The organism is Bellilinea sp., from assembly GCF_053501535.1.
Genome location: NZ_JBRCOK010000064.1, coordinates 1 through 24532, shown reverse-complemented (window position 1 = coordinate 24532; position 24532 = coordinate 1). Strand labels below are relative to the sequence as shown.

Annotated in this window: 26 protein-coding genes and 1 other RNA gene; 20 read left to right on the top strand and 7 right to left on the bottom strand. The window is 52.2% G+C overall.

The features are described from left to right. The first annotated feature begins 146 nt into the window (after positions 1–146). Positions 147–1235: an urease accessory protein UreH domain-containing protein gene (locus tag ACWIZX_RS06930; protein ID WP_448335255.1), complete on the top strand. Its 1089-nt coding sequence runs from the start codon at positions 147–149 to the stop codon at positions 1233–1235. A 4-nt stretch (positions 1236–1239) separates the two neighbouring features. Beyond that, positions 1240–1458, top strand: a complete 219-nt coding sequence (locus tag ACWIZX_RS06925) for a cation transporter (RefSeq protein ID WP_448335254.1) — start codon at positions 1240–1242, stop codon at positions 1456–1458. Here the strand turns inward: ACWIZX_RS06925 and ACWIZX_RS06920 are convergent. Then, a complete protein-coding gene (locus ACWIZX_RS06920) occupies positions 1455–2927 on the bottom strand; it encodes a B12-binding domain-containing radical SAM protein (RefSeq protein WP_448335253.1) in 1473 nt (490 codons plus the stop codon). The two genes, ACWIZX_RS06925 and ACWIZX_RS06920, sit on opposite strands and share 4 nt — an antisense overlap. Positions 2928–3362: 435 nt before the next feature. On the opposite strand from ACWIZX_RS06920, the gene ACWIZX_RS06915 reads away from it, so the two are divergent. The 7 genes from ACWIZX_RS06915 to ACWIZX_RS06885 all read left to right on the top strand — a co-directional run bounded on the left by ACWIZX_RS06915 (position 3363) and on the right by ACWIZX_RS06885 (position 9824). Further along, positions 3363–4310: an alpha/beta fold hydrolase gene (locus ACWIZX_RS06915; RefSeq protein ID WP_448335252.1), complete on the top strand. Its 948-nt coding sequence runs from the start codon at positions 3363–3365 to the stop codon at positions 4308–4310. 97 nt (positions 4311–4407) lie between these two features. Then, positions 4408–4914, top strand: coding sequence for a hypothetical protein (locus ACWIZX_RS06910; RefSeq protein ID WP_448335251.1), 507 nt, complete (start codon positions 4408–4410; stop codon positions 4912–4914). Between the two features lie 24 nt (positions 4915–4938). Continuing rightward, positions 4939–5556 carry a ribonuclease H1 domain-containing protein gene (locus ACWIZX_RS06905; RefSeq protein ID WP_448335250.1) on the top strand — a complete coding sequence of 206 codons (618 nt, stop codon included), beginning with the start codon at positions 4939–4941 and terminating at the stop codon, positions 5554–5556. Between the two features lie 54 nt (positions 5557–5610). Then, complete coding sequence (locus tag ACWIZX_RS06900; protein ID WP_448335249.1) at positions 5611–8157, top strand: GAF domain-containing protein; 2547 nt, start codon at positions 5611–5613, stop codon at positions 8155–8157. Between the two features lie 12 nt (positions 8158–8169). Continuing rightward, complete coding sequence (locus ACWIZX_RS06895) at positions 8170–8808, top strand: response regulator transcription factor (RefSeq protein ID WP_322792176.1); 639 nt, start codon at positions 8170–8172, stop codon at positions 8806–8808. 207 nt (positions 8809–9015) lie between these two features. Continuing rightward, complete coding sequence (locus ACWIZX_RS06890) at positions 9016–9447, top strand: hypothetical protein (RefSeq protein ID WP_448335248.1); 432 nt, start codon at positions 9016–9018, stop codon at positions 9445–9447. Next, positions 9444–9824, top strand: coding sequence for a response regulator transcription factor (locus ACWIZX_RS06885; RefSeq protein WP_322792178.1), 381 nt, complete (start codon positions 9444–9446; stop codon positions 9822–9824). Before ACWIZX_RS06890 ends, ACWIZX_RS06885 begins: the two co-directional genes overlap by 4 nt. Positions 9825–9834: 10 nt before the next feature. Here ACWIZX_RS06885 and ACWIZX_RS06880 read toward each other — a convergent pair whose 3' ends face one another. Next, positions 9835–10347 carry a sirohydrochlorin chelatase gene (locus ACWIZX_RS06880; protein ID WP_448335247.1) on the bottom strand — a complete coding sequence of 171 codons (513 nt, stop codon included), beginning with the start codon at positions 10345–10347 and terminating at the stop codon, positions 9835–9837. A gap of 25 nt (positions 10348–10372) precedes the next feature. Here ACWIZX_RS06880 and ACWIZX_RS06875 point away from each other — a divergent pair, with 25 nt between their 5' ends. The 7 genes from ACWIZX_RS06875 (at position 10373) to ACWIZX_RS06845 (ending at position 14693) form a co-directional block, all read left to right on the top strand. Next, a complete protein-coding gene (locus ACWIZX_RS06875) occupies positions 10373–10615 on the top strand; it encodes a DUF7672 family protein (protein WP_448335246.1) in 243 nt (80 codons plus the stop codon). 51 nt (positions 10616–10666) lie between these two features. Further along, positions 10667–11155: a HEAT repeat domain-containing protein gene (locus tag ACWIZX_RS06870; protein ID WP_448335245.1), complete on the top strand. Its 489-nt coding sequence runs from the start codon at positions 10667–10669 to the stop codon at positions 11153–11155. A gap of 14 nt (positions 11156–11169) precedes the next feature. After that, positions 11170–12255, top strand: a complete 1086-nt coding sequence (locus ACWIZX_RS06865) for a L,D-transpeptidase (protein WP_322792182.1) — start codon at positions 11170–11172, stop codon at positions 12253–12255. 7 nt (positions 12256–12262) lie between these two features. Continuing rightward, positions 12263–12775 (top strand): metal-dependent hydrolase, encoded by a 513-nt coding sequence (locus ACWIZX_RS06860; protein ID WP_322792183.1) that lies wholly within the window; start codon positions 12263–12265, stop codon positions 12773–12775. 145 nt (positions 12776–12920) lie between these two features. After that, positions 12921–13649: a hypothetical protein gene (locus ACWIZX_RS06855; protein WP_322792184.1), complete on the top strand. Its 729-nt coding sequence runs from the start codon at positions 12921–12923 to the stop codon at positions 13647–13649. Between the two features lie 42 nt (positions 13650–13691). Next, positions 13692–13791: signal recognition particle sRNA small type (gene ffs / locus ACWIZX_RS06850), an RNA gene on the top strand. 17 nt (positions 13792–13808) lie between these two features. After that, on the top strand, positions 13809–14693 hold the full coding sequence (locus ACWIZX_RS06845) for a methyltransferase domain-containing protein (RefSeq protein ID WP_322792185.1): 885 nt from the start codon (positions 13809–13811) through the stop codon (positions 14691–14693). A 3-nt stretch (positions 14694–14696) separates the two neighbouring features. On the opposite strand, the gene ACWIZX_RS06840 is transcribed toward ACWIZX_RS06845, so the two are convergent. Continuing rightward, positions 14697–15443 (bottom strand): class I SAM-dependent methyltransferase, encoded by a 747-nt coding sequence (locus tag ACWIZX_RS06840; protein WP_322792186.1) that lies wholly within the window; start codon positions 15441–15443, stop codon positions 14697–14699. A 119-nt stretch (positions 15444–15562) separates the two neighbouring features. Here ACWIZX_RS06840 and speD point away from each other — a divergent pair, with 119 nt between their 5' ends. After that, positions 15563–15937 (top strand): adenosylmethionine decarboxylase, encoded by a 375-nt coding sequence (speD, locus tag ACWIZX_RS06835; protein WP_322792187.1) that lies wholly within the window; start codon positions 15563–15565, stop codon positions 15935–15937. A 10-nt stretch (positions 15938–15947) separates the two neighbouring features. Next, a complete protein-coding gene (speE, locus tag ACWIZX_RS06830; protein ID WP_322792188.1) occupies positions 15948–16775 on the top strand; it encodes a polyamine aminopropyltransferase in 828 nt (275 codons plus the stop codon). Here speE and ACWIZX_RS06825 read toward each other — a convergent pair. Next, a complete protein-coding gene (locus tag ACWIZX_RS06825; RefSeq protein WP_322792189.1) occupies positions 16764–17486 on the bottom strand; it encodes a ubiquinone/menaquinone biosynthesis methyltransferase in 723 nt (240 codons plus the stop codon). The genes speE and ACWIZX_RS06825 overlap by 12 nt on opposite strands. Beyond that, positions 17476–19161 (bottom strand): sensor histidine kinase, encoded by a 1686-nt coding sequence (locus ACWIZX_RS06820; protein WP_322792190.1) that lies wholly within the window; start codon positions 19159–19161, stop codon positions 17476–17478. The genes ACWIZX_RS06825 and ACWIZX_RS06820 overlap by 11 nt, the downstream gene beginning before the upstream one ends. A gap of 157 nt (positions 19162–19318) precedes the next feature. Between ACWIZX_RS06820 and ACWIZX_RS06815 the strand changes: the two genes are divergently transcribed. Beyond that, entirely contained in the window at positions 19319–20131 is an 813-nt protein-coding gene (locus tag ACWIZX_RS06815) for a CDP-alcohol phosphatidyltransferase family protein (RefSeq protein ID WP_322792191.1), read from the top strand. Positions 20132–20644: 513 nt separating this feature from the next. Then, positions 20645–21949 (top strand): hypothetical protein, encoded by a 1305-nt coding sequence (locus tag ACWIZX_RS06810; RefSeq protein WP_448335244.1) that lies wholly within the window; start codon positions 20645–20647, stop codon positions 21947–21949. A 75-nt stretch (positions 21950–22024) separates the two neighbouring features. Here the strand turns inward: ACWIZX_RS06810 and lysS are convergent, their stop codons facing one another. Next, complete coding sequence (gene lysS / locus ACWIZX_RS06805) at positions 22025–23554, bottom strand: lysine--tRNA ligase (protein WP_322792193.1); 1530 nt, start codon at positions 23552–23554, stop codon at positions 22025–22027. Between the two features lie 88 nt (positions 23555–23642). Next, a complete protein-coding gene (gene greA / locus ACWIZX_RS06800) occupies positions 23643–24107 on the bottom strand; it encodes a transcription elongation factor GreA (RefSeq protein WP_448335243.1) in 465 nt (154 codons plus the stop codon). Positions 24108–24532 lie beyond the last annotated feature (425 nt).

Below are 24532 nucleotides of genomic sequence, written 5' to 3'. Positions count from 1 at the left end.
ATCCCGCCCTCCCCGCCAGCATAATCTTCGCCCGCCCGCCCCCATCAGGGGGTGATATTCTTAAAACTAAAAATCGGACAAAAAATTCCTTATTTGTGGTATATTGTTTCCACATTCTTCATCAAATCGAATTTCAGGTAGATTTAATGACCAACATTCTGCTTGCCTTTATCACAGGTTTGACCACCGGCGGATTAAGTTGTCTGGCTGTGCAGGGCGGTTTGTTAGCCAGCTCGCTTGCCAACCAGATAGAAAAAAACATTCAACAGACGCCTCAAAAACAGCGCAAAAAGCATCCAAACCGACAGGCACACCCTCAACTGGCGCGTCCGATTCTGATTTTTTTACTTGCGAAGTTGATTGCCTATACCGGCCTGGGCTTTTTGCTCGGTCTGGCAGGGCAATTATTCCAGCTTTCCCCAATCAGCCGCGCCGTTCTGTTGATCGGAATTGGCATTTTCATGCTCGGCTCTGCCTTACGCATGTTGAATGTTCACCCCATTTTTCGTTTTTTTGTCATTGAACCGCCCGCATTTCTCCGCCGCTGGCTGCGCCGAAAAGCCAATCAGACTTCCGAATCCTCCTGGTTAACCCCTGCCTTTCTTGGAGCCTTCACCATCTTGATCCCCTGTGGAGTCACTCAGGTTATGATGGCTGCCGCCCTGGCTACTGCTAATCCCATAGAAAGTGCGGCACTGATGTTTGCCTTTACTTTGGGTACTTCACCGCTCTTCTTTGCTGTGGCTTACTTTACCACTCAAATTGGTGCTCGTTTGGAAAAGTACTTCCTTCGCTTCGTTGCTGTCATCGTTTTGATACTGGCAATTGTTACCATTGACAGTGGAATCGCTCTGGCAGGCTCGCCCATCTCAATCACCCGTTGGTTTAACCAAACCATCAACACCAACCCGACTCCCTCGTTAGTCCAATTTGAAAGCGATCTTTCCAGCGAGAACTCCGACACCCAGCTGATTACCATCCGGGTACGTAATGAAGGTTATGAACCCGCACTCATTCATGCCCGAGCGGATGTGCCCACCCGCTTGCGGTTAATCTCCAAGGATGTTTATTCCTGTTCGTTAGCCTTTACGGTGCCTTCTTTGGGAATTCAGGAATTATTGAAACCCACCGGGAGGATGGAAATTGAAATTCCCCCGCAAAAAAGCGGAACGCGGCTGGTTTATACCTGCTCAATGGGGATGTACGGCGGCGTGATCATATTTGAGGATGTATAGTCCCATGAAAAAGAAACTTTCCCTCAAAATAACCGACATGCAATGTCCCAATTGTGCAATGAAATTGGAGAGCATTGAAGACCGCCTGGCAGGAGTAATCAAAGCCGAAGCCAGTTATCATCGGGCGACTTTAATAATTGAATTTTTTGACGATCAAATCACCGAAGAGAGCATTCTGAACGAAATACAGCGGCTGGGTTACCGGGCTATACCGGATGCTTAACTGCTGCCATTGACCTGTCGAAAGTGGTAACCGTAGATGGCAAAGGTAATTGCCAGCGCAAATTTGCGCGGATACCTGAACAGCGTCCAGAAAAACAACCGCCAGTATTCCCTTCTTTCCTTCCCGGTAATCCCCAAACGCCATATCGAAGAGAAAAATGCATAAATTTCCTCAAAATGAATCGCAACATTCAGGCGCGGGGGATTGTACATCTCAAGAAAATTCCGCACGCGCTGGTAAAAGTTATGCGGGCTGTATAATTCATCCATCAACTGTTGATATCCCTTGCGTAAGGTTTCAAATCCCATTTTCGGAAGAATATTGGTCGAACCGTCTGTGTTGTTACCGGTCATATCCTGCAACAAGCGGCCCTCTCTTTCCATGCGCTCATAAAGCCGCGTGCCATAAGGTGCCTGCAGCATTCCCACCATTGCCGTAATAATCCCGCTTTTCTGGATAAATTCCAGCTGCTGTTGAAAGATAGTGGGACGGTCACTGTCAAAGCCGACAATAAAGCCTCCCATGACCTGCAAGCCAAACCGCTGCAGGCGTTGTACACTTTCCACCAGATTGCGGCGCAAGTTCTGTCCTTTGTGGCATTCCGCCAGACTTTCTTCCGCCGGCGTTTCAATACCTACAAAAACCGAGGTAAAACCGGCATCAACCATCATCTTCATCAATTCCGGGTCATCTGCCAAATTGATGGAAGCCTCGGTAATGAAGTAACAGCCTTTCTTTCCCTTTCGCCAGCGAATGAGCGCCGGTAGAATTTCTTCTTTGAGCTCCTTACGGTTACCGATGAAATTGTCATCCACAAAAAAGATATTTCTGCGCCAACCCAGCGCGTACATCTTATCCAGCTCGGCAATGATTTGAGCAGCCGTTTTGGTTCGCGGACGGTGTCCCAGCATTGCCGTTACATTACAAAAATCACAGTTGAACGGGCAGCCGCGCGAATACTGAATACTGAGCGAATCATAATAGCGGGTATCCACCAGCTCCCATAACGGGACAGGCGATTGGGTCATATCCGCAAATTCCTCACTGGCATACACGCGTTGAAGAGAACCCTTCTCTAAATCCTGCAAAAAGAGCGGTAAGGTCAGCTCACCTTCGTTAAGCACAAAATGATCCACTTCGCCAAACTTGTCCCATTCACCCAAAAAGAGCGGCCCACCCGCCACAACCGTTTTTCCGGCCAGTTTACAGCGGTGAATCACGTCATAGGCAGAATCTCTTTGCACCACCATCGCTGAAACGAACACCATGTCCGCCCAGGCAATATCCTCATCATCAAGGTGGTTGGTGTTGAGGTCAATAATGCGTTTCTCCCAGGCTGGCGGAAGAAGCGCCGCAATGGTGACCAATCCCAGCGGCGGCGAGGATGCTTTTTTTCGAATGAACTTTAAAGCGTGTCTGAAAGACCAAAACGTATCGGGAAATTGCGGATAAACGAGTAAAGCATTCATTATTAAGTCCTCTGAAAAAATTAATCCTCCATCGCAGTATATCCATTCTTAAACGACCTGTAATGTGCTTCAAGTCACACTTTATTCAACGGATTTCAGGGAGAAGTCATATCACCGGCGCAGAATGAGCCTTCTTGCTGAACCGGGAAAACCAGCAGATGAGAAAAATTTGCAGACGTCAAACCAGCTGAAAGATCATTCCAGTATTCGGATTGGGCATCAAAATTCTTCCTGCTCGATGTAAAAAGCAAACTATTCGAATGCGAACTTAAAGCCAGAGATCAATGGATGGAATCCCTTCCCCCATCCAATGGAGGGCTAAAAAATCCACCTAGAGAATGACTTTCACTTTCTCTTTTGGTTGATGAATTACAAAGTTTTCGTGCTTATACTCTCGGATGTTACAAAACAATTAAAAAAATCAGTGGAGTAAATATGCTTGCCAGAGTTACCAACGCCAACATTCGGACCGAAACCAAGACCATTACCATTGAACCTGATGCCAGTATGTTTGTAAAGGTGCTTCAATCCTCTCCCAATCCTCGACGAGCGGCAATTTATATTCATGGCGGGGGAAATGGTGGCAACCACACCCTCATCGAACGCCCCTCCCGCCACTTAATTGACAAAGGCTTTTTTGACATGATCATCCTGCCTGACCGGCGCGGCGATGGCGGCAGTTCCCCCCTCCCTCAAAAATTCTCGGTGCGTGATCATGCGCACGATATGCGCCGGCTGCTGGATTTGTTAGGTTTAAACCAACCGATCACAGCCATGGGGGTATCTTACGGTGGGCCGATTGCCCTGGATCTGGCTGCCATTGATCCTCGCATTGAGCGAGTTGTTTTGGTGGCTTCTTCGCCAACTCTCAGTTCTAACAATGGAATTGCACGTTTTCTGCTGAAAACCGGACTGCTCAAATTAATCCTCAACCTTACTTCTGCAATGTATTTAGGCAAGCTGCCGCCGGCCTATACCGATTTCGATCCTGCTTACGATGCAACCAGCCAGCGCGAACTGGTAAAGGCTTATCTGGAAGGGCTTAAGCGCACCCCCAAATCATACAAAAAATCTTTTCAATATGCGCTGGAAGCCACGCTGGATGAATCCCAGGCCGGACTGGATGAGAATATCCGGCTTGATATTCCCGTGATTCAGATTATTGGCGAGAAAGACGAAGTTTGGGGCAGTCAATTGCTGCCTGAATATTTGGAGCGCTTTCCGCAATACAAACAATACCGGGTAGCAGGCGGCTTCATCCATAAGGATGTCTTCCTGAAAGCTGCTTTATTCCAGCAGGTGTTAGAAACCGCATTAAGGGAATGCCTAAAGACTGGCAGTCAATCTTCAATCTCCGCCTTTACATCAGAATATCTTGCCTGATAGGTTCATGATGAAAACCATTCTGATGCCATTCTATAAAATCATGCTCACCCCAGATGAATTCTTTGAACAAATTCGTCTCTCAACGAGTTGGAAAATGCCCCTGATTCATTGGACTTTGCTTGCAGTCTGGTTGTCGCTTGGCTCGGTCATCGCATGGAGTTTTGGGGTAAATGGCGCAACGCCGCTCAACTCATCACTCGGCGCACAAATGGATGTTTTCCCCTATTGGAAAGACACCCTCTTACCCCAAATGGGCTGGTTTTCTTATCCGGTGGCAATGGGCCTGATCATTCTTGAAATGCTCATCATCACTGCAATTTTCACACCCCTCATTTACGTCGTATTTCGATTTTTGGGCGGTTCTGCTCAACCGAACGGAATGCTGCACGCCTTTCAGGGGTTTGTCTATGGTTTAACCCCGGCGGCATTTGGTGGTTTTTTACCGGTAGCAGGCTTAATCACCGGCGTTTTTGCTACCCTTCTTCAATTTCAACGCGGCCCTTCCATCACCCTTCAAAACCGCAAGTTAGGCAGTTATCTCCTGGTGGTTCTGTTTTTGGCGTATGCCATTTATAAATACTGGAATGGAAGTTTAATATGAACATTTCCAGTATAATCCTAAGAAATGTCGAAAAAAACCTTTTACGTCGTCTGGAAAGGACGCAAAACCGGTATCTTTGACAGCTGGCAAGATTGCGAGGCAGCCGTTAAGGGCTTCCCAAATGCGGAATTTCTCTCTTTTGGAAACCTCAAAGCAGCTCAGGCTGCTTTGAGGTTTCCTTCACGGAAAAGTTTTCAAGCCAGCCGTTTCTCGCAGGCCGCTCTGGTAGTCCCGCCGCCGATTGCAGATAGTTATTGTGTGGATGCCGCCTGCAGCGGCAATCCCGGTCTTTTGGAATACCGCTGTGTGCACACCACCAGCGGCAAAGAACTGTTCCATCAAGGTCCATTCGAAAACGGCACCAACAACATCGGTGAATTTCTGGCAATTGTCCACGCGCTGGCGCTCCTTAAGAAAAAGGGCATCACCAGTCCAATCTACACCGACTCTGAAATCGCGCTCCAATGGATAAAAGACAAGAAATGCAAAACCAAACTTAAGAAAGACGACCGAAACGCACCTTTATTTGATTTAATTGACCGCGCCGAAATGTGGTTGAACGAAAATTCTTTTGAAAATCCTCTCCTGAAATGGGATACCGAGAACTGGGGACAAATACCAGCAGATTTTGGGCGAAAATAATTCAAGCAATGTTATGATTAAGTTGACTGGATTGTCCTTTATTTTCAACCTGAAATGAAAACCCGTCCTTCTACCGGCCCCAATCCTCTGGAATCGCTTTCCCCAACTCTGCTGGAGCTGGTTTTTTCCCAAATCCCCATCGGTGTTGCCATCTTCGATGCCCGCTTTCGGCTGGTGCGCTGTAACCCCACTTTTGCTCTGATGGCTGAACGTTATACCTCCCTTACCCCGGACGAGTTAAAACCCGGTGTGTGCCTGCCGGATTTTAGACCCGGGCAGCGCGGCTTCTTCGATCTTTCACTTGATGAGGTCTTCAGAGGCAAGACCCTGCAGGTGAATGCCTTCCCCGTTGAAAACGGCGGAATGCTTTCTTACTGGGATGCTGTGATTGCTCCCATTTTTCAAGACGAACAGGTAATTGGCATTGTAAGTATCCTCAGTGAGGCCACTGAGCAGGGACTGACCCAGGAAACTGAACGGGAAACGCAGAAGGCGTTGAAGTCGCTGGTGGAAAATGCCCGCCGTTTTGCCCTTTACCGTATTGAACTCGACCCGCGTAAACCATTCGGCGGTAAAGTGGTATTTGTCAGCCCATCGCTTAAGGAAATTGTCGGGATTGTTGATCCAACCCGTTTTGAGAATTGGTTCGAGAATATTCATCCGGAGGATTTGCCTCGTGTGCGCGAGGCCAACCGCCGCTCGACTCAATTCGGTGAACCCTACAACCAGATCACCCGCGTCTTTCACCGGCAGAAAAAAGATTGGGTATGGATTCAAACCATTTCCAATCCGCAGCGCGATGCAAGCGGCCGCGTTACCCATTTCGACGGCATGATCATTGACCTGACCGATCAGGTCACCCTGCAGGAGTCGGTACGTCGTCAGGCGGTTGCCGAAGGCTTGCGCGAAATTCTGCGCCTGATCAATTCTAATCAGCCGCTGAGCGAAATCCTGCAAGTCATTGCCCGTCAGGCAAAAGAATGGCTGCAGGCTGATTCGACCATGATTCGGCAAACCTTTGTGGAAGAAAACCGCGTGCGCACGGTTGCCCAGTGTGACCTGCCTGCCGACTTTGACATCATTTCGGAAACCCCTTTCTATCAGGGGTTGACGGATCAGGCCCTCATGGACGGCGATGTGGTGATCATTGAGGACATTCCAGCTGTGTACACACCCCGGCTGGCACGGGAGGATTCAGCCCAAGACCCGTTACTGGCTGCCGGTCTTGCAGCAACCGCCAGGCATTATCATAGCCTGTTGAAAACACCGCTTTTCATCCGTGGGCAGATTTTTGGCGCAATCACCTTCCATTTTGCCCAGCCGCGTAAATTCAGTGAAGAAGACATCCAGCTGGCGCGCATACTTTCCGATCAAACTGCGCTGGCAATCGAAAATGCCCGTCTCTTTCAGGTTGCGGAACGCCGTCGCCGGGTAGCAGAAAGCCTGCGCGAAATTCTTTCAATCCTGAATACCGAACGCCCCCTCGATGAAGTCCTGAATGTCATCGTCACTCAGGCTCAGCAACTGTTAGAGGCAAAGGCTGTAGCCGTTCACCGTCTCGATGCGGACAAGAAGTTGCTTATTCCTGAGGCTTCAGTTGGGCTTTCTCCGGAATACATTGCCTCCATACATTTACCTCTCGGACAGGGCGCCTTAGGTAAAGCAGTTCTGACCCGTACTCCGGTTCAGGTCAACGACACGACGGCAGTGTTTTCCGGAAACACGGTACATTCCTCAGAGGGCGAAACCATTCAACTGGATTCCCGGTTGGTTTCTAAATTACAACAGTTTCCGGATCGTTATGGTGCTGTTCTGGCGGTACCGATGGTGATCAAATCCCAAATTTACGGCGGGCTTGCCCTGTATTATGCCAAACCCCGCAACTTTTCACCGGAAGAGATAGATCTGGCCGTTACCTATGCCGACCAGGCTTCGCTGGCAATTGAAAATGCCCGTCTTATCCAACAAGTTAAAGAAACCGCCGTTCTGGAAGAACGCAGCCGGCTGGCACGAGACCTGCATGATGCCGTCACCCAAACCCTGTTCTCCACCACCCTGACTGCCGAAGTGCTGCCCCGCATTTGGGAGAAAAATCCGCAGGAAGGTCAGAAAAAACTGGAAGAGCTACGCGAATTAACCCGCGGCGCTCTGGCGGAGATGCGCACGCTGCTGGTGGAGTTGCGGCCAACTGCCATGCAGGAAGCCGAATTAAACGATCTGATTCGCCATTTGGGTAACGCCTTCATCGCACGCGCGCGCATTCCCCTCTCTTTGACCATTGAAGGCAACCGCCCTCTGCCGCTGGATGTCAAAGTTGCCTTTTACCGTGTGGCTCAGGAAGCCCTGCACAACATTGCCAAGCATGCCGAAGCCACTCAGGCATGGCTGAGCCTGATCTACACTGAAGATGGGCTGCAATTAACTGTCCGGGATGATGGCATCGGTTTTGACCTTCAAAAACTCAAACCCGATCATTTTGGGTTGGGTATCATGCGTGAGAGGGCCTTACAGGCAGGCGCTCAATTTTCTGTGGAGAGCCAACCGGGAAATGGGACAACCATCACCCTCTACTGGCAGTCTACTGATATTCAAACCAATTAGGGAGGAAACCCGATGACCGCTGATAAAAAAATCCGCATACTGCTCTGCGATGATCACAGTGTTGTCCGCAACGGTTTGAAATCCTTTTTGAGCATTTACGAAGATTTCGAGCTGGTTGGAGAGGCCCGCAACGGTGAACAGGCCATTGCACTGGTCAACCAGCACCGACCGGATGTGGTGCTGATGGATTTGATGATGCCGGTACTGGATGGCGCAGCTGCCACCCGCCGTATCAAAGAGAAGTTCCCAAAGACTCAAGTCATTGCCCTGACCAGTTTCAAGGATGAAGAACTGGTCAAAGGCGCGCTGGAAGCAGGCGCAATCGGCTATCTGCTCAAAGACCTGTCCGCCGATGAACTGGCACGTGCCATCCGGCTGGCGTTTGAAGGCAAGCCCACCCTTGCGCCGGAAGCCGCTGAAGTACTGATTGAGGCATCTCGACCTCATCAACGTAAATTGGGGGATGATTTGACCGAACGCGAAAGAGAAGTGCTGGCGCTGATGGTGGAGGGTTTGAACAATCAGCAAATTGCCGAGCGGCTGGTTGTCAGCCTTTCCACCGCCAAATCGCACGTCAGCAGCATTCTTTCCAAACTGGGAGTCACTACCCGCACTGAGGCCGTCTCGCTGGCTCTAAAGCATAAAATCTGAATTCCTAAGACCCTCGCCGTTCACCCCTTTCTGGCCGTCTATTATGGGCTGCAGTAAGGGGATTTTTTAATCCGTCCTATCCTTTCGGCTAAGAAAAGTTCCATCCACCGGGCAGGTAGAAATCCCACTCCTCGCAGGTGATTAATATCGCATGATTCGATACACTGAACCTGAACAAAATATAACGATTGACTTGAGGAAAATGTCATGGATCACATCGTGTATGTGGATACAAAATCGCAAGAGATGGAACAATTATTGAATGGCGCGAAGACGATGATTGTGCGTTCTGCCAGTGGCCGAAAAATACCCTACGACCGCGTTGCGAACGGAGATCGTTTGTTCTTCGCTCGAAATAATGGTGAGGGGTTGATTCTCGCCTCAGCACTGGCAAAACAGGTCAACCAATTCGGCCCGGTCAGCCGGCAACTTTCATTGGAAATTCTAAAAGATCATCAAGTCCAACTCAACCTCTCGGAGAAGCAGGTCAACCGCTGGGGCGGTAAAAGATATTTGGTACTGATTGAAATTGATTCCTTGCAGGAAATTCAACCATTCAAATTCAACCGCAGTGCATTCAACAACATGGATGATTGGCTGCCGGTTGGAAATATCGAAATGGTGAAAGTAATCCAATGAGAATTTTACTGGCAGATGACAACCCCGAAGTTTGCACGGCATTACGGCTGATTCTCGAGCATCAGCCCGGTCATCAACTGCTTGCCGAAGCGGATAACGTGGTGCGTCTCTTGAATCTCACCACCCAATACTGTCCGGAAGTGCTGCTGCTGGATACCGAATTGGAAGGCTTGAAACCCTGTCGGGATGACCGCAGCCTGCGCGAATTGCTGGAAACTCTCAAATTGTTGTGCCCCAACCTGATGATTGCCGCCCTGTGCAGCGGACAAATTACCGGAAAAGAGGCCTGGATTGAGCAGGTTAACGCTGTCTTTTGCAAAAGCGACCCGCCTGATTCGCTGCTGAACTGGCTGCAGAATCCAGTCAGCCCCAATTGAACCACAAACCCTATTCCAAAAATCGCCGGACTTGAGCTGCTAAAAACCGGGCAATTTCCCTTTCTTCAAACGGCCAGGCGTAAATCAAATGAAGGTCGGGGTATTCAGATTGTAGATGTTGAATCTGGGCGGGAATTTCAACTTCGGCATGCTCGCCGCCGCGTGTCATCATCGGGGTAACCACAATGACACGCTCAAACCCGTCTTTGACTGCCTGCTCCACACCTTCTTCCAGCGTGGGCGCACAAAATTCGTTGAAGCACACCCGTGTTTCCAGACCGCTTTCTCTGCTGAGCAAATGGGCGAGCGAAAGGCTTGCAGCGTGAAACGGGTCATTCTCGGCTGTTCGCGGCCATCGGCGCATCTTTTGATCCAGTTCTGCGTAGCGGCTTCGGCTGGCTTCATCCATGCTGGTCGGCGCGGTTTCAAAGCGGGCATGCAAGGCGAAAAACTCACCCAATTCACGTTTGGGAAAATCATTTGGCGGTGAGCCGTGCATGGCAAGGATTAATATCGTTTTCATCTTTTCCCTTTACAATAAACCTGTGATGATCCTCAAAATTCTGTTAATCGGTTGGATTGTTTTGATCGGGGCAATCATTCTAAACGGATTGGCCGGCTTGCTCGGATTGGCAACCTGGTACACTTTTTTAGCGAAGATCGCTCAACAAGGCTGGCTGCCGGCGCTGCGCCAGACCCCGATTATAAGCCATTTATTCCTTTTTGTGATTTACCCGCTTGCTTTAGGCGGTCTGGCATGGCTGGGGTTGAGGTTAATCCGTTTTTGGTAAATTGGCGCAACACCGCTCAGAACAGGTGTTGTGCTGGGGTACAATTACAGCATGGATGATTTTTTGTCCGAAACCACCCCCTCGCCGGAGAGAGGACTGACTGCCGAGGAGCGCAGGACACTGGATGGGTTATTGTTCATTCTCAATCATGAACCCAGCCTTAACCTGCGCCTGAAAGCGGTACGCGCGCTGAGCCGTTTTAAGGAGATGAGCGCGCTGCGCACACTGGCAGAAATTGCGCTTTACGAGGAAGACGAACCCGTACGACGAGCAGCCTATCAGGAACTGGACAACCTGTTTGGCGAAGGCAGTGAGGCTTTTATTGAAAGCATCCGCCTCGAAATTGAGGGGGAAGAAGATGATGAGGAAGAAAACGAATTGTTCCCTCTTTCATCGGTGAATACAAGTCAATCCTCCCCTCAAAATATGTCGGATTACTCCTTTCCGCCAGTGATGCGGGAAGAAGGTACGCCGCTCTGGTTGTGGGCAGCGCTCGCCTTATTTATTTTGGGAGGCATCGTCTTATTTGTCTTAAGATGAGTGAAAGTGAACCGATGAACCACAAAAATTCCCTCTCCCGCCGGCAGTTTTTGAAACTGGGTTTAGCCGCGCTGGGTGGACTGGCTTTTCAGCCAAAATTGGCGTGGCAGCGGCTTTTGCAGGAATGGCCGGATGCCGAGCGCCTTGGGCGGGTTACCTCCGGTCGAGTTTCCATCTGGTCAAAGCCCTCTGCCGACAGCCAGCAGTTGAAAACCATTTATGATGACCATATTGTTATATGGCTGCGTGAGGTGGTTGGTGAACCGCCCGGCCTGACCCTCAGCCGGCGCTGGGTGGAAACCCCCGAAGGCTACATTTACGCCCCACGCCTCCAACCGGTGCGCTATTTACCCAATCAGCCGGTCAGCGAATTACCCACCGGCCCGCTGGGCAGGGGTATGTGGGCTGAGGTTACCGTTCCCTATCTGGATGTCACCCTCCACAACCCGCCAGCCCGCGCCCCATGGCTGAGAGAAGCTCAATTCCCGCGTCTGTATTACAGTCAAATTTTTTGGATTGACGACCTGCGCACCGGCAGCGATGGCGAGGTGTATTACCGGGTCACGCAGAAGTATGGTTATGGTGATATCCTCTGGGCGCCGGCTTTCGGCTTCCGACCACTGACGCGCGAGGAGATTGAACCCATCCATCCGGATGCGGAGGACAAACGCATCGTGGTTAATTTGAACTACCAGATGCTCTCCTGTTATGAAGGCAATCGCGAGGTGTACACCTGCCGCATTTCATCCGGTGCTAAGTTCGATAAGGACGGCAATCCCACCGACAAATGGTCAACGCCGGTTGGAACCATGCCCACCTGGCGTAAGTTAATCTCTCACCATATGAGCGGGGGAGTCAGCGGCAGCGGCTGGGATCTACCGGGCATTGCCTGGACAATCCTGTTTTCCGGCAATGGCGAGGCAATTCATTCTACCTTCTGGCACAACGATTTCGGCACCCCTCGTTCACGCGGCTGCATCAACGCCGCTCCGGATGATGCCAAGTGGATTTTCCGCTGGTCGGAACCGCACATTCCCTACGATGTAGGCGAAATGACCATCTCCATGCCGGGCGGCACCAAGGTACAGGTCATCGGGTAATCCTGCCATGCCGGTAACCCCTTTCCACTTTGGAGCAGGTCTGGCAGCCAAAGCGGCGGCACCGCAGCGTTTTGGGCTGCTGGCTTTTTGTGCCGCCAATGTGATCATTGATGTTGAACCGCTTTACTACGCCCTCACCCGGCAGGATCCGCTCCACCGATTTTTCCACACCCTGCCGGGCGCGCTGATCGCAGCTCTCCTTACCATCTTTCTATTCTGGATTTTGAAAACGGTTTTGCAATGGCTGCATCTGAGCCGGTTCGTGGTAAAAGCAGAAATTTCTCCGCCTGGCGTTTGGCTGGGGGCGATGAGCGGTGCAATCAGCCATGTCTTGCTGGATAGCGTGGTTCACGCCGATGTGCAGCCCTTTGCGCCGCTCACCCGCTCAAACCCATTTTTGGGATGGTTTTCAATCTTTGAGGTTCAAAACTTCTTAACTCTGCTCGCGCTGGCAGGCATTGCAGGGATTATTTTACGGTCAGTTTTGCATCGTTCGAAAAAGGCACCTTTCCATGAATAACGCTTTTCAACCATGATGGTCATTTAAGGTAGTGTCTTTGTTTTTCCTATTCCGAGGTTATTTTATCGGATGCACAAGACAATTCGTCCATCAGGGTGACCTTCAAAAACCATTCCGCTACAAGCCGTGGTAAACTTATCCCGCCATGAATCGTTCAAAAGCTCTCTCATCTCTTCTGGCTTTTATATTGTTCGTATCCGGGCTTTTGGCGGGTTTAATCTGGTGGGGCAGCAGCGCCTGGGCTGATCTGGAAGCATCGCTGTTTGATCCTGCCGTCTCCGCCGATGTGATTCTCAATAATTTGCGCTGCCCGCAATTCATTACCCCTGAAGAAATCGGAACGATTTCTATTCGTTTGCAAAATCCAACCGACCGCATCCTGCGCCAAACTGCCCGTATTCACGTCAGTTACGGCTTTGTGACCCTCATGCGCGAGGAGAGTGTCATTATTGAAATGCAGCCGCGCGAAACCCGCCAGCTGGAATGGTTTGTTTCAGCAGAAGATGCGGCCTGGGGGCGGTTGGTATTGGTGCGTCTGCACCTGTTCCGCAGTTTTCCCCTGCCCAGCCGTACAGCCACCTGCGGTATTGTGCTGGTCAACCTGCCCTGGTTGAACGGAAATCACATTACCCTGCTGCTGGCACTCCTGACTCTGGCCGGTACGCTTGGCGGCTGGCAACGGTGGGTTAAGACCCATCAGCCATTGGTCAATCGCCAGCGCAATGTGGCAACTTTAATGGTGGCCTGGATCATCCTGCTGGTTGTGGGCAACCTCCTGGCTTTTTTGGGTATCTGGGTGGCAGCCGGCGTGCTTTTTCTGCTTTCGATGATCTTCCTGATCATCAGCGCAACCTACCTGATCTACCCTGCCTGAATTGACAGACTGCCACACCTGCGGTATGATAAGCGCGCGTCCGGGTGGGACCGGCGCGGCAGAATCCGCCGAACCCTGTCAGGTCCGAGAGGAAGCAGCAGTAAGGTGGTCACTCTGGGCGCCGCCGGCAAACCTGCCCGGCGCACTTCTTAAAGCAAGATGACCTCACAACCACCCATTTGCAATTACGAAGGTTCCGATTATCAACAGCGCTTCTGGGAACAGGGCAGACGCGCTTACGAAGATGCTGTTGAGGCAGTTGCTCTGCGCCGCCTGCTGCCTGGCCAGGGACATCTCCTGCTGGAATTGGGTGCCGGAGCAGGCCGCAACACTCCCCGTTACGCCGGTTTTGAACAGGTTGTGCTGCTCGATTATTCGCGCACACAACTGGAACAGGCGCGTGCCCGGCTGGGTGACCGCCCCCAATACCGCTATGTGGCAGCCGATATTTATCACCTGCCCTTTGTTCCTTCCCTTTTCGACGGTGCAACCATGATCCGCACCCTGCATCACATGGCAGAACCCCGCCTCGCGCTGGACAATGTGCAGCGGGTATTGCAAAACAACGCTGTCTTTATCCTCGAATTTGCCAACAAACAAAATCTGAAAGCAATCCTGCGCTACTGGTTGAAAAAACAGACCTGGAATCCGTTTGGGCCTGAACCGGTTGAATTTGCCCCGTTGAATTTTGATTTCCACCCCGCTACAATCCGTTCATGGTTGCGTCAATCCGGTTTTGCCATCGAACGCACCCTGACCGTTTCTCATTTCCGATTCGACTTGCTGAAACGCATCCTGCCCCTGCCGCTGCTGGTCGGCATGGACAGTCTGGCACAATTGACCGGTAATTGGTGGCAGCTCAGTCCAAGTGTTTTCGTCCGTTGTCATGCGGTAAAAGCCTCTCTCCCCAATCCCGTCAGCGGATTTTTTGCCTGCCCGGCCTGCCAAACGACCCTGGAAGATACTCCCCCGGTTATCACCTGTCCGAATTGCGGGCGGCAATTCCCGGTTGAAAATCAAATTTATGATTTTCGCCTGAATTAAGCCTTAGTCGAGTTCTCCGGTCTTTTCGACCACCCAAAAGTGAGAAAGCCCTAAAACGCGCAAGGGGGTTTTTTCCATTGCCTGCAAGACAAAGCGCAGTGCTTTGCCCGCCAATCCGAATCGTTGAATCAAATTATCATACGCCCCAAAGATCATCGTTCGTTGAATGAATTTAACCGGCAGATGGTCGAATAACTTTTGCAAATCACCAGCCGAATAAACCCGCACATGCGGCGCTAAACGATTGCGCCAGCGGCGCGGCAGGTAATTGACCAGCGGAATGTTGCCAAAACGGTATTTGCCCCGCCAGTAAATTCCGTGCGTTTCAAACGGGTAACCGCGGTTTGGACAGAATAACACCAGCCTTCCGCCGGGTTTCAGCACCCGCACAATCTCGCATACCGCCTGCCGGTCATCCTGAACGTGTTCGAGTACTTCATGGCTGAGCACAAGGTCAAAATGGTTGGAAGGCAGCGGCAAATCCTCCCCCGCTGCACAGACCACCAGATCAGCCCGCTGGTGAGCCTCGACGGCACGCTCGTGTTCAATGTCCAGCCCAACCGCCTGACGGGCATCCTCTGCCAGGCGGGTCAGATACATTCCCACCCCACAGCCATCCACCAAAACGGTACCTTTACAGCGTTGTCCCGCAGCCTCACGAATCATCCGCAAGCGGCGTTCCTGACCAGCCCGCCAGACCTGAGAAGGAACTCCGCGTTCAGCGGCTTTTTCTATGATCCTGTTTTCCATACCGCACAATCCTACCACGAATTTATTCCAAAGGATTGACAAATGGGGGGTTTTATCCGAAAATGTAGCCCTTGTTTAATTTCAATCTTCTACACCACTTTCAGGAGGTGACGGTTCAAGTGAACACCCTAAAACTTGGAGAGCATTTTATTTGCGATCTCTCGGAATGTGATCGAGAGTTGCTGTTGGACGCCGAACGCGCCAGCGAGTTATTCACCCGCGCCGTTGACGAAAGCGGTCTGACCATCGTGAATAAAGGATTTTACAAGTTCAATCCGCACGGGTTTACCTGTTTCCTGCTGCTGGCTGAATCCCATGCCAGTTTACATGCCTGGCCGGAACACGGTTACTGCGCGATTGACCTGTTCACTTGCAATCTGAGCCTGGATATTTCCCCACTGGTACAGCGTTTGCAGGAATTGTTCGACGCCAAACACTGCTCGGTTTATCATCTTGACCGCACCGCCGAAGTGAGTGAGCCGGTTTGGATTTGAAGGACGGATTATGAGCGGAATTTGGTTTACCGAAGAACTGCACCCTTACTACCGCAAAGCCCTGCGCGTTAAAGCCATACTGGAAGATGAACAAACCCCCTACCAGCACTTGCAGGTGCTGGAAACGGAATTTTTCGGCAAAGCCCTGATTCTGGATGACATCATCCAGCTGACCGAACGGGATAACGCCGGTTACCACGAGATGATCACACATATCCCCATGCTGGCACAGGGTGCACCCCGGCGCGTGTTGATCGTCGGCGGTGGTGACGGCGGCAGCCTTCAGCAGGTTTTGAAGCATTCTTCCGTGGAAGAAGCCGTCGTTTGTGAACTCGACCGGCGGGTGGTGGAAGTCAGCCGCAAGTACTTCACCCAATTCGGTGACCCGTGGAGCGACCCCCGGGCGCGTCTGGTCATTCAGGACGCTTTTACCTTTCTGGAAGGCGGCCGCGAAAAATTCGATGTCATCATTTCGGATACCACCGATCCTATCGGTATGGCCGAGCGGCTTTTCAGCGAGGAGTTTTACCGTCTGATGGCGGCTGCCCTTAACCCCGGCGGCGCAATCGCCACCCAGTGCGAGCAGCCCTTCTTCGATACTGCTCTGATTCGAGAAATTTACTCCTTCGCCAAAACGCTTTCCCGCTATCCGGCTTACTACTACGCACATATCCCCACCTATCCCGGCGGCGGAATTGGATTCATGTACCTCTCCGATGTTCCCTGGCAGGAAGGTCTGAAGCGTGACTATCCGCAGGGGTTGAACTACCTCAACCGCGAAGTGCATCAGGCAGCTTTTGCGCTGCCGGAGTTTTTCAGGCGCGAATTATACGGTTGAATTGGCGGGTTTGACCGCCCGGTGAATGGCCACCACCCCAAACAGATAGCGGCGGAAAGCAACCTCACGAAAACCCGCCCGCTCGACCACTTGCGCCAGCGTCTCTGCCTGCAGAAAGTTCTCGCTGGATGTCGGCAAATACACATACGCATCTCGTTCGCCCGTGATCACCTCACCCAGCAGCGGGATGACCTGCCGCATGTGAAAGCGGATGAAGGGGGTGAGCAGGCTGTTTTGCGGCGGCGGCGTGGTATCCAGCGCCACCCAGCGACCGCCGGGTTTAAGCACGCGGTATTGTTCGGCAATGGCGCGCGGCAGGTCGGCCACATTCCGCAGCAAAAAGCCGGAAACCACTGCGTCAAAGGTATTATCGGCATAGGGCAAGTTAAGCGCATCTGCTGCACACCAGACCAATCCACGTAAATTTCGCGGTTTGCCTGCCAGCATCATCCCCAGCGTAAAGTCCGCCGCAACCGAAACACACTCCGGCTGCTGACGCAGCGCTTCGCGGGCAATGTCACCGGTGCCGGCTCCCAAATCCAGCACGCGCGCGCCGGGCTCAAGCCGCGCCAGCCGGATGATCTCCTGCCGCCAATGCACGTCCTGACCAGCGGTCATCAACCGGTTCATCAGGTCGTAACGGGGTGCAATCCGGCTGAACATGCGCCGGACGCGAATGGCTTTATCGCCGTTACTCAATTCACTCTTCATGACGAATGGGCACCCACGCCAGAATGGTTGTGCCGTTTCCGGGCTCTGAGGTGATTTCCACATCCCCACCGGCATTCCGGGCGCGGGTGTGCATATTTGAAAGGCCGTGACCAATCGTCATCTGCATCTTCTCAAGGTCAAATCCACGCCCGTCATCGCTGATCTCCATCAACGCCCGTTCAGCCGAAAGCCAGAGAGTAATGTTGACCGTCCGCGCCCGGGCATGTTTGGCAATGTTGGCCAGCGCTTCCTGACAAATGTGAAAGAGGGCCACCGCCTGCGCTTCGCCCAGTACCGCCATCTCTTCATCGGAGCCCTGCAGGTTGACGGTCAGCAAGGTATTGGCCCGGAATTCCTGAATCAACCGCCGAATGCCCTGCATCAGGTTTTCATTGCGCAGCTGACGCGGTCGCAAATCCAAAATATAGGCGCGAATATCCCGAATCGTACTGTTCAGGTCACTGATGGCCTGTTCAATGCGTTGAAGCATTCCCTGCGGGTCTTCTTTGACCAGCAGGCGGGCATGTTCAAGGGTCAGCCCAACGGCATAAATGGACTGAATGATCCCATCGTGCAAATCCATGCCAATTCGCTCGCGTTCTTCCAGTACCGCCAATCGCCGGCCCTGCAAATTCAAACGCACATTTTCAATGGCAGTGCCCACCCACGAACCGATGGTTGCCAGAAACTGGACTTCCATTTCATCTAGCGGACGGGGATGACAGGATGCCACACACAAGACCCCCAAAACGCCCTGCCGGCCGTTAATCGGCAGACAGGCAACTTGATGAAATTCGCCCAGCAGCACATCCGGGTGAAGGTCAGCCGTGCCGGTATCACTCAAGGAAATCAGGTTGGGCTGGTTGTTTTTGGCAACTTTTCCGATCACCCCTTCACCCAGCTGATATTGTTCTCTGGCGAACAGAGATTTTGCCTGATGTCCGCGGTGCAAAACCAGTTTGAGCGTACGACTGTTCTCCATGCGCAGATACACCTCACCCACTTCAATCTGCAAATAATCCAGCACCTGAGTGAGGGCTTTGTCCAGAATCTGGTCAATATCCGCCGAGGTGGCAAGGGTAGAGGCCAGTTCATTCAGTAACGCAAGATTTTCATTGCGGCGGGTGAGGATACGATCTCGCTGAATCAGCTCCTGGTACATGCGCGCGTTGGTAATTGCCACAGCCGCATAGGCAGCCAGCATTTCAATCAGTAGTTGATCATCCGCGGTAAATTCGGGAGCGTCAATTTTATCGGTCAGGTAGATCTGCCCGATGTGCCGCCCGGCATGGCGAATTGGCACCCCAAGGAAAGATGTCATGGGAGGATGATGCGGCGGAAAGCCGACACTGCGCGGGTCGCTGGCAATATCCGCCACCCGAATTGGCTGCTGAGAATGCATCAGCGCGCCAATCAAGCCCAAACCACGGGGTGGGTGCGCCATGCGGGCCAGTTCTTCCTCACTCATGCCGACCGGGATAAAAGATTGTAACTCCCCATCCGGGCCAATTACACCCACGGCGGCATAGCGTGCACCGGCCTGTTCACAGGCCACTGCAGCAATCCGTTCCAGCAGGGTTTCGAGTGAAATCTCCTGCACCAGCTGTAAACTGGCCTGATGCAGCGCCAGTAATCGTTCCTCTAATTGTTCCCGTGTTAATTGCAGTCCGCTCATGCTGCCCTTTCGCTATCTTCCCGATGTATTTTACTCGAATTGTCCACGAACTGCAATTAAGCCTTTATACAGATTATCGTCAATTAAAAAAATTAAGGGGTCGCAATATCCGCCGGAGAGGGCTATAATAAAATCGAGGGAAGGAAGGAGATACCTTATGGATGAACAACAACTCAAAAATCACCAACGTATCAACGACATTCTGTTTGGTCCGCTCGAACGACCGGCCCTTGCCTGGCTGGCGCGCAAAATGCCGGCCTGGGTCACCCCCGATCTGTTGACCGGCATTGGTTTCGCTGCCAGCATATTGATTTTTGTTTCATACTGGCTGACTTCCATCAGTCATTACTTTCTCTGGCTGGCCTCGTTCGGATTTATCCTGAACTGGTTTGGGGATAGTCTGGACGGCACACTGGCACGTTACCGCAAAATCGAACGGCCGCGGTATGGGTTTTTCATTGACCATGTTACAGACACCTTCAGTGAAATTCTGGTCTTTATCGGGATTGGGCTCTCGCCGTACGTAGATTTTCGGGTGGCTTTGATTGGCCTGATCAGTTATCTGAACATCTCCATTCTGGTGTATCTGATTATGGTCACCAAGGGCGTGTTCAAAATCTCGTTGTGGAAAATCGGCCCGACCGAAATTCGGGTCATGGCCATCCTCGCCAACACGGTTGTATTTTTTATCGGCAACCCGGCCTGGAGTACACCGATGGGTGAGGTTTCCCTTTACAACACCATCGTATTGTTTGTTGCCGCTCTGCTGCTGGTTTTCTTTATTTACGAAGCGCTGCGTACCGGCGGTGAACTGGCAAAAGAGGACGATTTTTCCCGCCAGCGCCGCGAGGAGCGCGAACGACAGCGGCAGGCTCGCCGCGCCCAAAAAGAACACGAGAAGATGATGCGCAAAGCCCGCAAAACCAGCAGTTCCCACAAGAGCATTACTGGAGGGGTTTCCTCGGATTGAGACAAGCCGAAGAACGAATAGAAACCTTCCTGCCAATCCACTTTTCTGAAACCGAATCGGTTCAAACGCCCTCCCGATTCGGTTTTTTTATCCATTTTTGTTCTATTATTTATATTATTGATAATAATTATAACTTTTTATCCACCAAAATTCTATAAAAATTATAAGATTTTCTTACAATTTTCCTATTGATTAGGTGTGTATTACCCTTTATAATACAGAGAACAAACCAATCAACAAGGGTTCACGCCTGAAGGCGGCAATGATCTGCATCGAGGAAACTGGTCGCTGGACCTCACAGGGAGGAACCGGATGCAGGGAGCCAGAGCGAAACCGGCCCAAACAGGCAGTGAATCCACCATTTTGGAAGCGTTGAAGCGTATGCCTTAACATGGTCGCTTCTCTCCGCAGGAGAGGGGCATACGCGGAGCCAGTAGCGAAACCGGCCAACCTAAAACTGGGTCGGTTTTTTTAATTACATCATTATCTATCGCCTTCGGGAGGGCAGCAACTATGAAACACAAAACCAACACCTATCGTTCATTATCCAGATTGACATTCTCCTTAGGAAGCATCCTGTTGATCCTTGGGCTGCTGCTGGGGTTGTTCCCCCAGCCGGTCAGCGCCACGGTTGCTCCTGATTGGGACAAAAGCTCGTTATCCTTCAAAGGGAGCTGCACCGGCAATTGTGAAGTGGTCAAAGCCAAAGTGTGTAACACCGGTGACCGAGACATGGCAGGCACCAGTTCTTATGAAGTGTACTGGGCAGCCAGCGGCAACCCAAAAAGCGGGACGATTGTTGCCAGCGGCACTATTCCGGCTTTGAAGAAAAACAATTGCACATACCTGACCTATGATCCCAAGACCAACCCCAACGGTTCTGCGGGAAATTACATGTTCAAAGCCTATCAGCGGCCCGGCCACCCCGGTCAAGGTGATTTATGGAGCACTCAGTGCAGCATCGGGCAGTGCAGCCTGCCGACTGCCACACCCGTCACCCCTACCGCCACGCCGGTAACGCCAACGGCTACACCCTTTGAAGATTTAAAGATTTCTTACTTCTGCACCGACGGCGGACAACGTTGGGAAGTGTTCAATCCAAATCCTTTTGATATTGACTATCAGTGGGTTTCCAGCACTTCAGCAAACGGTAGTGGAACCGCCCCCGCCAATGGATCCGATGATTTCTGGGTGTCCGGCATGGGTCCGATGACCATCACCGTCACTTTTGGCGATGACCTCTCGGTGAGTACAACATCTGACAGGTGCGAAGAGCCTACCGAAGAACCCACCGATACGCCCACCGAAACCCCGGTGGTAACCGAGACCCCCTCGCCCACACCCACTGAGGAGGTCACCGAGACGCCTTCGCCGACACCCACTGAGGAGGTCACCGAGACCCCCTCGCCGACACCCACCGAGGAAGTAACCGAATCACCTTCGCCGACACCTACTGAAACCCCGGTAGTGACCGAAACGCCCAAGCCAACCGAACAGCCAACCAAAACTGAGGTTCCACCCACAAAGACGGTAACCCCGGTTGGCACCGATGACCCCGGCAGCCCGACTCCGGAAATCACCGAAACCGTCGTCACCACACCCCAGCCGACCAGCTCCGGGCGGGATGAAGACCGCGACTCGCAGCCACCCGCCACGCTTGCACCGCCGACCGGCAGCAACACCGCCATTCTCATCCCGGTTACCGGCGGAGACCTCAGCCAGCCCAAGCCGTTTGGCACAGCCAGCCTGCTCTTCATCAACTTTGGGTTGGCCCTGCTCGGCTTCGGATTGATCCTCAACGGTCTCGGCCGCCGCTAAACCAGGCCTCTATCACCCATACATCAACCACAGGGCAGCCATCCGGCTGCCCTGATTGTTGATTTTTCAATTCGGTTAATCCTCATCCCGTTCGCGCAGGTGAGGAAAGAGAATCACCTCACGGATGGTACGCCGGTCGGTCAGCAGCATCACCAGCCGGTCAATGCCCATGCCAAAACCGCCGTTGGGCGGCATGCCGTAGGACATCGCCCGCAGGTAATCCTCATCCATCGGATGCCGTTCTTCATCCTCTTCCTCGTACGCCCGCCCCATCTCCAAAAACCGTTTTTCCTGCTCCAACGGATCGTTCAGCTCGGTAAAGGCATTGCACAATTCCATTCCACCAATGAAACCCTCAAATCGTTCCACCGTGCTGGGATCGCCGGGCTTGTTTTTCGCCAGCGGCGAAATATCCCTGGGATAGTCATACAAAAAGGTGGGTTGAATCAGGCTCGGTTCAAGGTAATCTCCGAGCAGGGCGTCAATCAATTTACCGCGCGGGGCATCCGGTTTGACCGGGATATTACGCGCCCGCATTGCCGCCGCCAGCGATTCGGTGGTGGGATGCTCGGCAATATCAATCCCAACCGCCTCAATCAGGCCCTGCCGCAGGGAAAGCCGCCGCCACGGCGGGTTCAAGTCAATGGTGTGACCATCGAACTGAATCACGCGTGTACCCAGCACCGTATCACAAATATACGCCAGCATTTCCTCGGTCAGGCTCATCACCTTTTCGTAATCGGCATACGCCCAGTAATATTCCAGTTGAGTAAATTCGGGGTTGTGCTTGAAACTGACCCCTTCGTTGCGGAAGTCACGCCCGATTTCATACACCCGCTCCAGCCCGCCCACCAGCAGACGTTTGAGGTACAGTTCAAACGAGATGCGTAGGTACAGATCCTGTTTGAGTTGATTGTGATGGGTTATGAAGGGCCGCGCCGCTGCACCGCCGTAAATCGGCTGAAGGATGGGCGTTTCCACTTCCAAAAAGCCGCGCGCATCCAAAAATTCACGAATCGCACGCACAATGGCTGCCCGTTTGCGGAACACCTCACGCACTTCCGGGTTGACAGCCAGATCGGCGTAGCGCTGGCGGTAACGGGTCTCGGGATCGGTCAAGGCTGCATGGCGTACCACCTGCCCATCCACCACTTCATCTTTGGCAGCCGGCAGCGGAGAGATGGCCTTTGCCAGCATCCGAAAAGCATGCACATGCAGGGTGATTTCGCCGGTACGCGTGCGGAATAAAACACCCTCGGCCTCGATGAAATCACCCAGGTCAAAGTATTCGTTGAAGAAAGTCAGCTGATCCTCGCCCAGTTCGTTAACCCGCAGGAAAAGTTGAATGCGGCCGCTGCCGTCTTCGATGTGTGCAAAGGTGATCTTCCCCATGGTGCGCACCGAACGAATACGCCCGGCCAGGGTTGCCCGCACCGGCAGCAATTCACCGCCCTCGCGGGCATTCTGTTCCATCTCCTCAAATTCTCGAAGAACCTGAGCCGTCGTGTGAGTGGGGTTGGCTCGGGTTGGGTACGGTTCAATACCCTGCTGGCGTAATTTGAGCAATTTTTCTACACGGATTTTTTCCAGATCAGATAATTCCATTCGCAACTATCCTTTTTTTCTACACAGATTTTCATAAAAAAGCCCCGCCGGCTTGTTCAGCGGGCGGGGCGGTTGACCGACCCCCGGGTTACTCCACCTTGACGATGGTCACCCAGAACGAACCCGCCGGGGCATCCACCTGCACCTTATCGCCCGGCTTATGATTGAGGAGCGCCTTACCCAGCGGGGATTCGTTGGAGATTTTGCCCTCACTCGGATCTGCTTCCGCCGCACCCACAATGCTGTAAGTCTCCTGGCTGTCACTGCCCTCTTCCTGAATGGTTACCCGGCAGCCGACCTGAACCGTATCCGCTGCTGGAATTTCATCCACAATTCGGGCCGTTGCCAGCAAGATTTCCAGCTCCTTGATGCGCCCTTCAACGAAGGCTTGCTCATTTTTGGCAGCCTCATACTCGGCGTTTTCGATCAATTCCCCGCCCTCCATGGCTTCATGCAAACGCTGAGCAATCTCCTGCCGGCGCTGAGTGCGCAGGTACTCCAGTTCTTCCTGTAGCTTCTCAAAACCCTCTCTGGTCAGGAATGAGGTTGGCATGTTTTCAATCCTTTTTCAATGCTGATGGTGAATTGCGGGCTTCCCCCACACGCCCTTTGGTGAGCGTTAAACGAAAGAAAATCACTCCGGTGGAGGGATTTTCGGCTTTCGTGACAAAATCATATCATAAATTGTCTTGAATTGCAAGTTTAATGCCGCAGCCGGGGTTGATGTATAATCAAATTAACGTGAGTTCGGGATAAAATCAAAACCTGGCATACAGTGATCATTACCCCCACCTGCACCTCCCCAAAATCGCAAGGGCGATTTTGGGGGAGGCGGGAGGGGGACGAAAATTCGAAAGTTGATATAAAAATGATTCATCCCGAATTGACGTAATCAAGGTAATTGAAAACTTAACGGCTACCATAAAGGATATTCGCTTTCCGCCCGGCAATCAATTCCAAAATTCACCTCGTCTATAC

Coding starts and splice junctions, on each gene's coding strand:
- ACWIZX_RS06885 (WP_322792178.1), top strand. CDS start 9,444: ATGAGAATTTTACTGGCAGATGACAACCCCGAAGTTTGCACGGCATTA.
- ACWIZX_RS06900 (WP_448335249.1), top strand. CDS start 5,611: ATGAAAACCCGTCCTTCTACCGGCCCCAATCCTCTGGAATCGCTTTCC.
- ACWIZX_RS06845 (WP_322792185.1), top strand. CDS start 13,809: ATGACCTCACAACCACCCATTTGCAATTACGAAGGTTCCGATTATCAA.
- lysS (WP_322792193.1), bottom strand. CDS start 23,554: ATGGAATTATCTGATCTGGAAAAAATCCGTGTAGAAAAATTGCTCAAA.
- ACWIZX_RS06920 (WP_448335253.1), bottom strand. CDS start 2,927: ATGAATGCTTTACTCGTTTATCCGCAATTTCCCGATACGTTTTGGTCT.
- ACWIZX_RS06815 (WP_322792191.1), top strand. CDS start 19,319: ATGGATGAACAACAACTCAAAAATCACCAACGTATCAACGACATTCTG.
- ACWIZX_RS06890 (WP_448335248.1), top strand. CDS start 9,016: ATGGATCACATCGTGTATGTGGATACAAAATCGCAAGAGATGGAACAA.
- ACWIZX_RS06840 (WP_322792186.1), bottom strand. CDS start 15,443: ATGGAAAACAGGATCATAGAAAAAGCCGCTGAACGCGGAGTTCCTTCT.
- ACWIZX_RS06855 (WP_322792184.1), top strand. CDS start 12,921: ATGAATCGTTCAAAAGCTCTCTCATCTCTTCTGGCTTTTATATTGTTC.
- ACWIZX_RS06910 (WP_448335251.1), top strand. CDS start 4,408: ATGCCCCTGATTCATTGGACTTTGCTTGCAGTCTGGTTGTCGCTTGGC.
- ACWIZX_RS06875 (WP_448335246.1), top strand. CDS start 10,373: ATGATCCTCAAAATTCTGTTAATCGGTTGGATTGTTTTGATCGGGGCA.
- ACWIZX_RS06905 (WP_448335250.1), top strand. CDS start 4,939: ATGTCGAAAAAAACCTTTTACGTCGTCTGGAAAGGACGCAAAACCGGT.
- ACWIZX_RS06895 (WP_322792176.1), top strand. CDS start 8,170: ATGACCGCTGATAAAAAAATCCGCATACTGCTCTGCGATGATCACAGT.
- ACWIZX_RS06810 (WP_448335244.1), top strand. CDS start 20,645: ATGAAACACAAAACCAACACCTATCGTTCATTATCCAGATTGACATTC.
- ACWIZX_RS06915 (WP_448335252.1), top strand. CDS start 3,363: ATGCTTGCCAGAGTTACCAACGCCAACATTCGGACCGAAACCAAGACC.
- ACWIZX_RS06825 (WP_322792189.1), bottom strand. CDS start 17,486: ATGAAGAGTGAATTGAGTAACGGCGATAAAGCCATTCGCGTCCGGCGC.
- ACWIZX_RS06925 (WP_448335254.1), top strand. CDS start 1,240: ATGAAAAAGAAACTTTCCCTCAAAATAACCGACATGCAATGTCCCAAT.
- ACWIZX_RS06930 (WP_448335255.1), top strand. CDS start 147: ATGACCAACATTCTGCTTGCCTTTATCACAGGTTTGACCACCGGCGGA.
- greA (WP_448335243.1), bottom strand. CDS start 24,107: ATGCCAACCTCATTCCTGACCAGAGAGGGTTTTGAGAAGCTACAGGAA.
- ACWIZX_RS06870 (WP_448335245.1), top strand. CDS start 10,667: ATGGATGATTTTTTGTCCGAAACCACCCCCTCGCCGGAGAGAGGACTG.
- speE (WP_322792188.1), top strand. CDS start 15,948: ATGAGCGGAATTTGGTTTACCGAAGAACTGCACCCTTACTACCGCAAA.
- ACWIZX_RS06880 (WP_448335247.1), bottom strand. CDS start 10,347: ATGAAAACGATATTAATCCTTGCCATGCACGGCTCACCGCCAAATGAT.
- ACWIZX_RS06820 (WP_322792190.1), bottom strand. CDS start 19,161: ATGAGCGGACTGCAATTAACACGGGAACAATTAGAGGAACGATTACTG.
- ACWIZX_RS06860 (WP_322792183.1), top strand. CDS start 12,263: ATGCCGGTAACCCCTTTCCACTTTGGAGCAGGTCTGGCAGCCAAAGCG.
- ACWIZX_RS06865 (WP_322792182.1), top strand. CDS start 11,170: ATGAACCACAAAAATTCCCTCTCCCGCCGGCAGTTTTTGAAACTGGGT.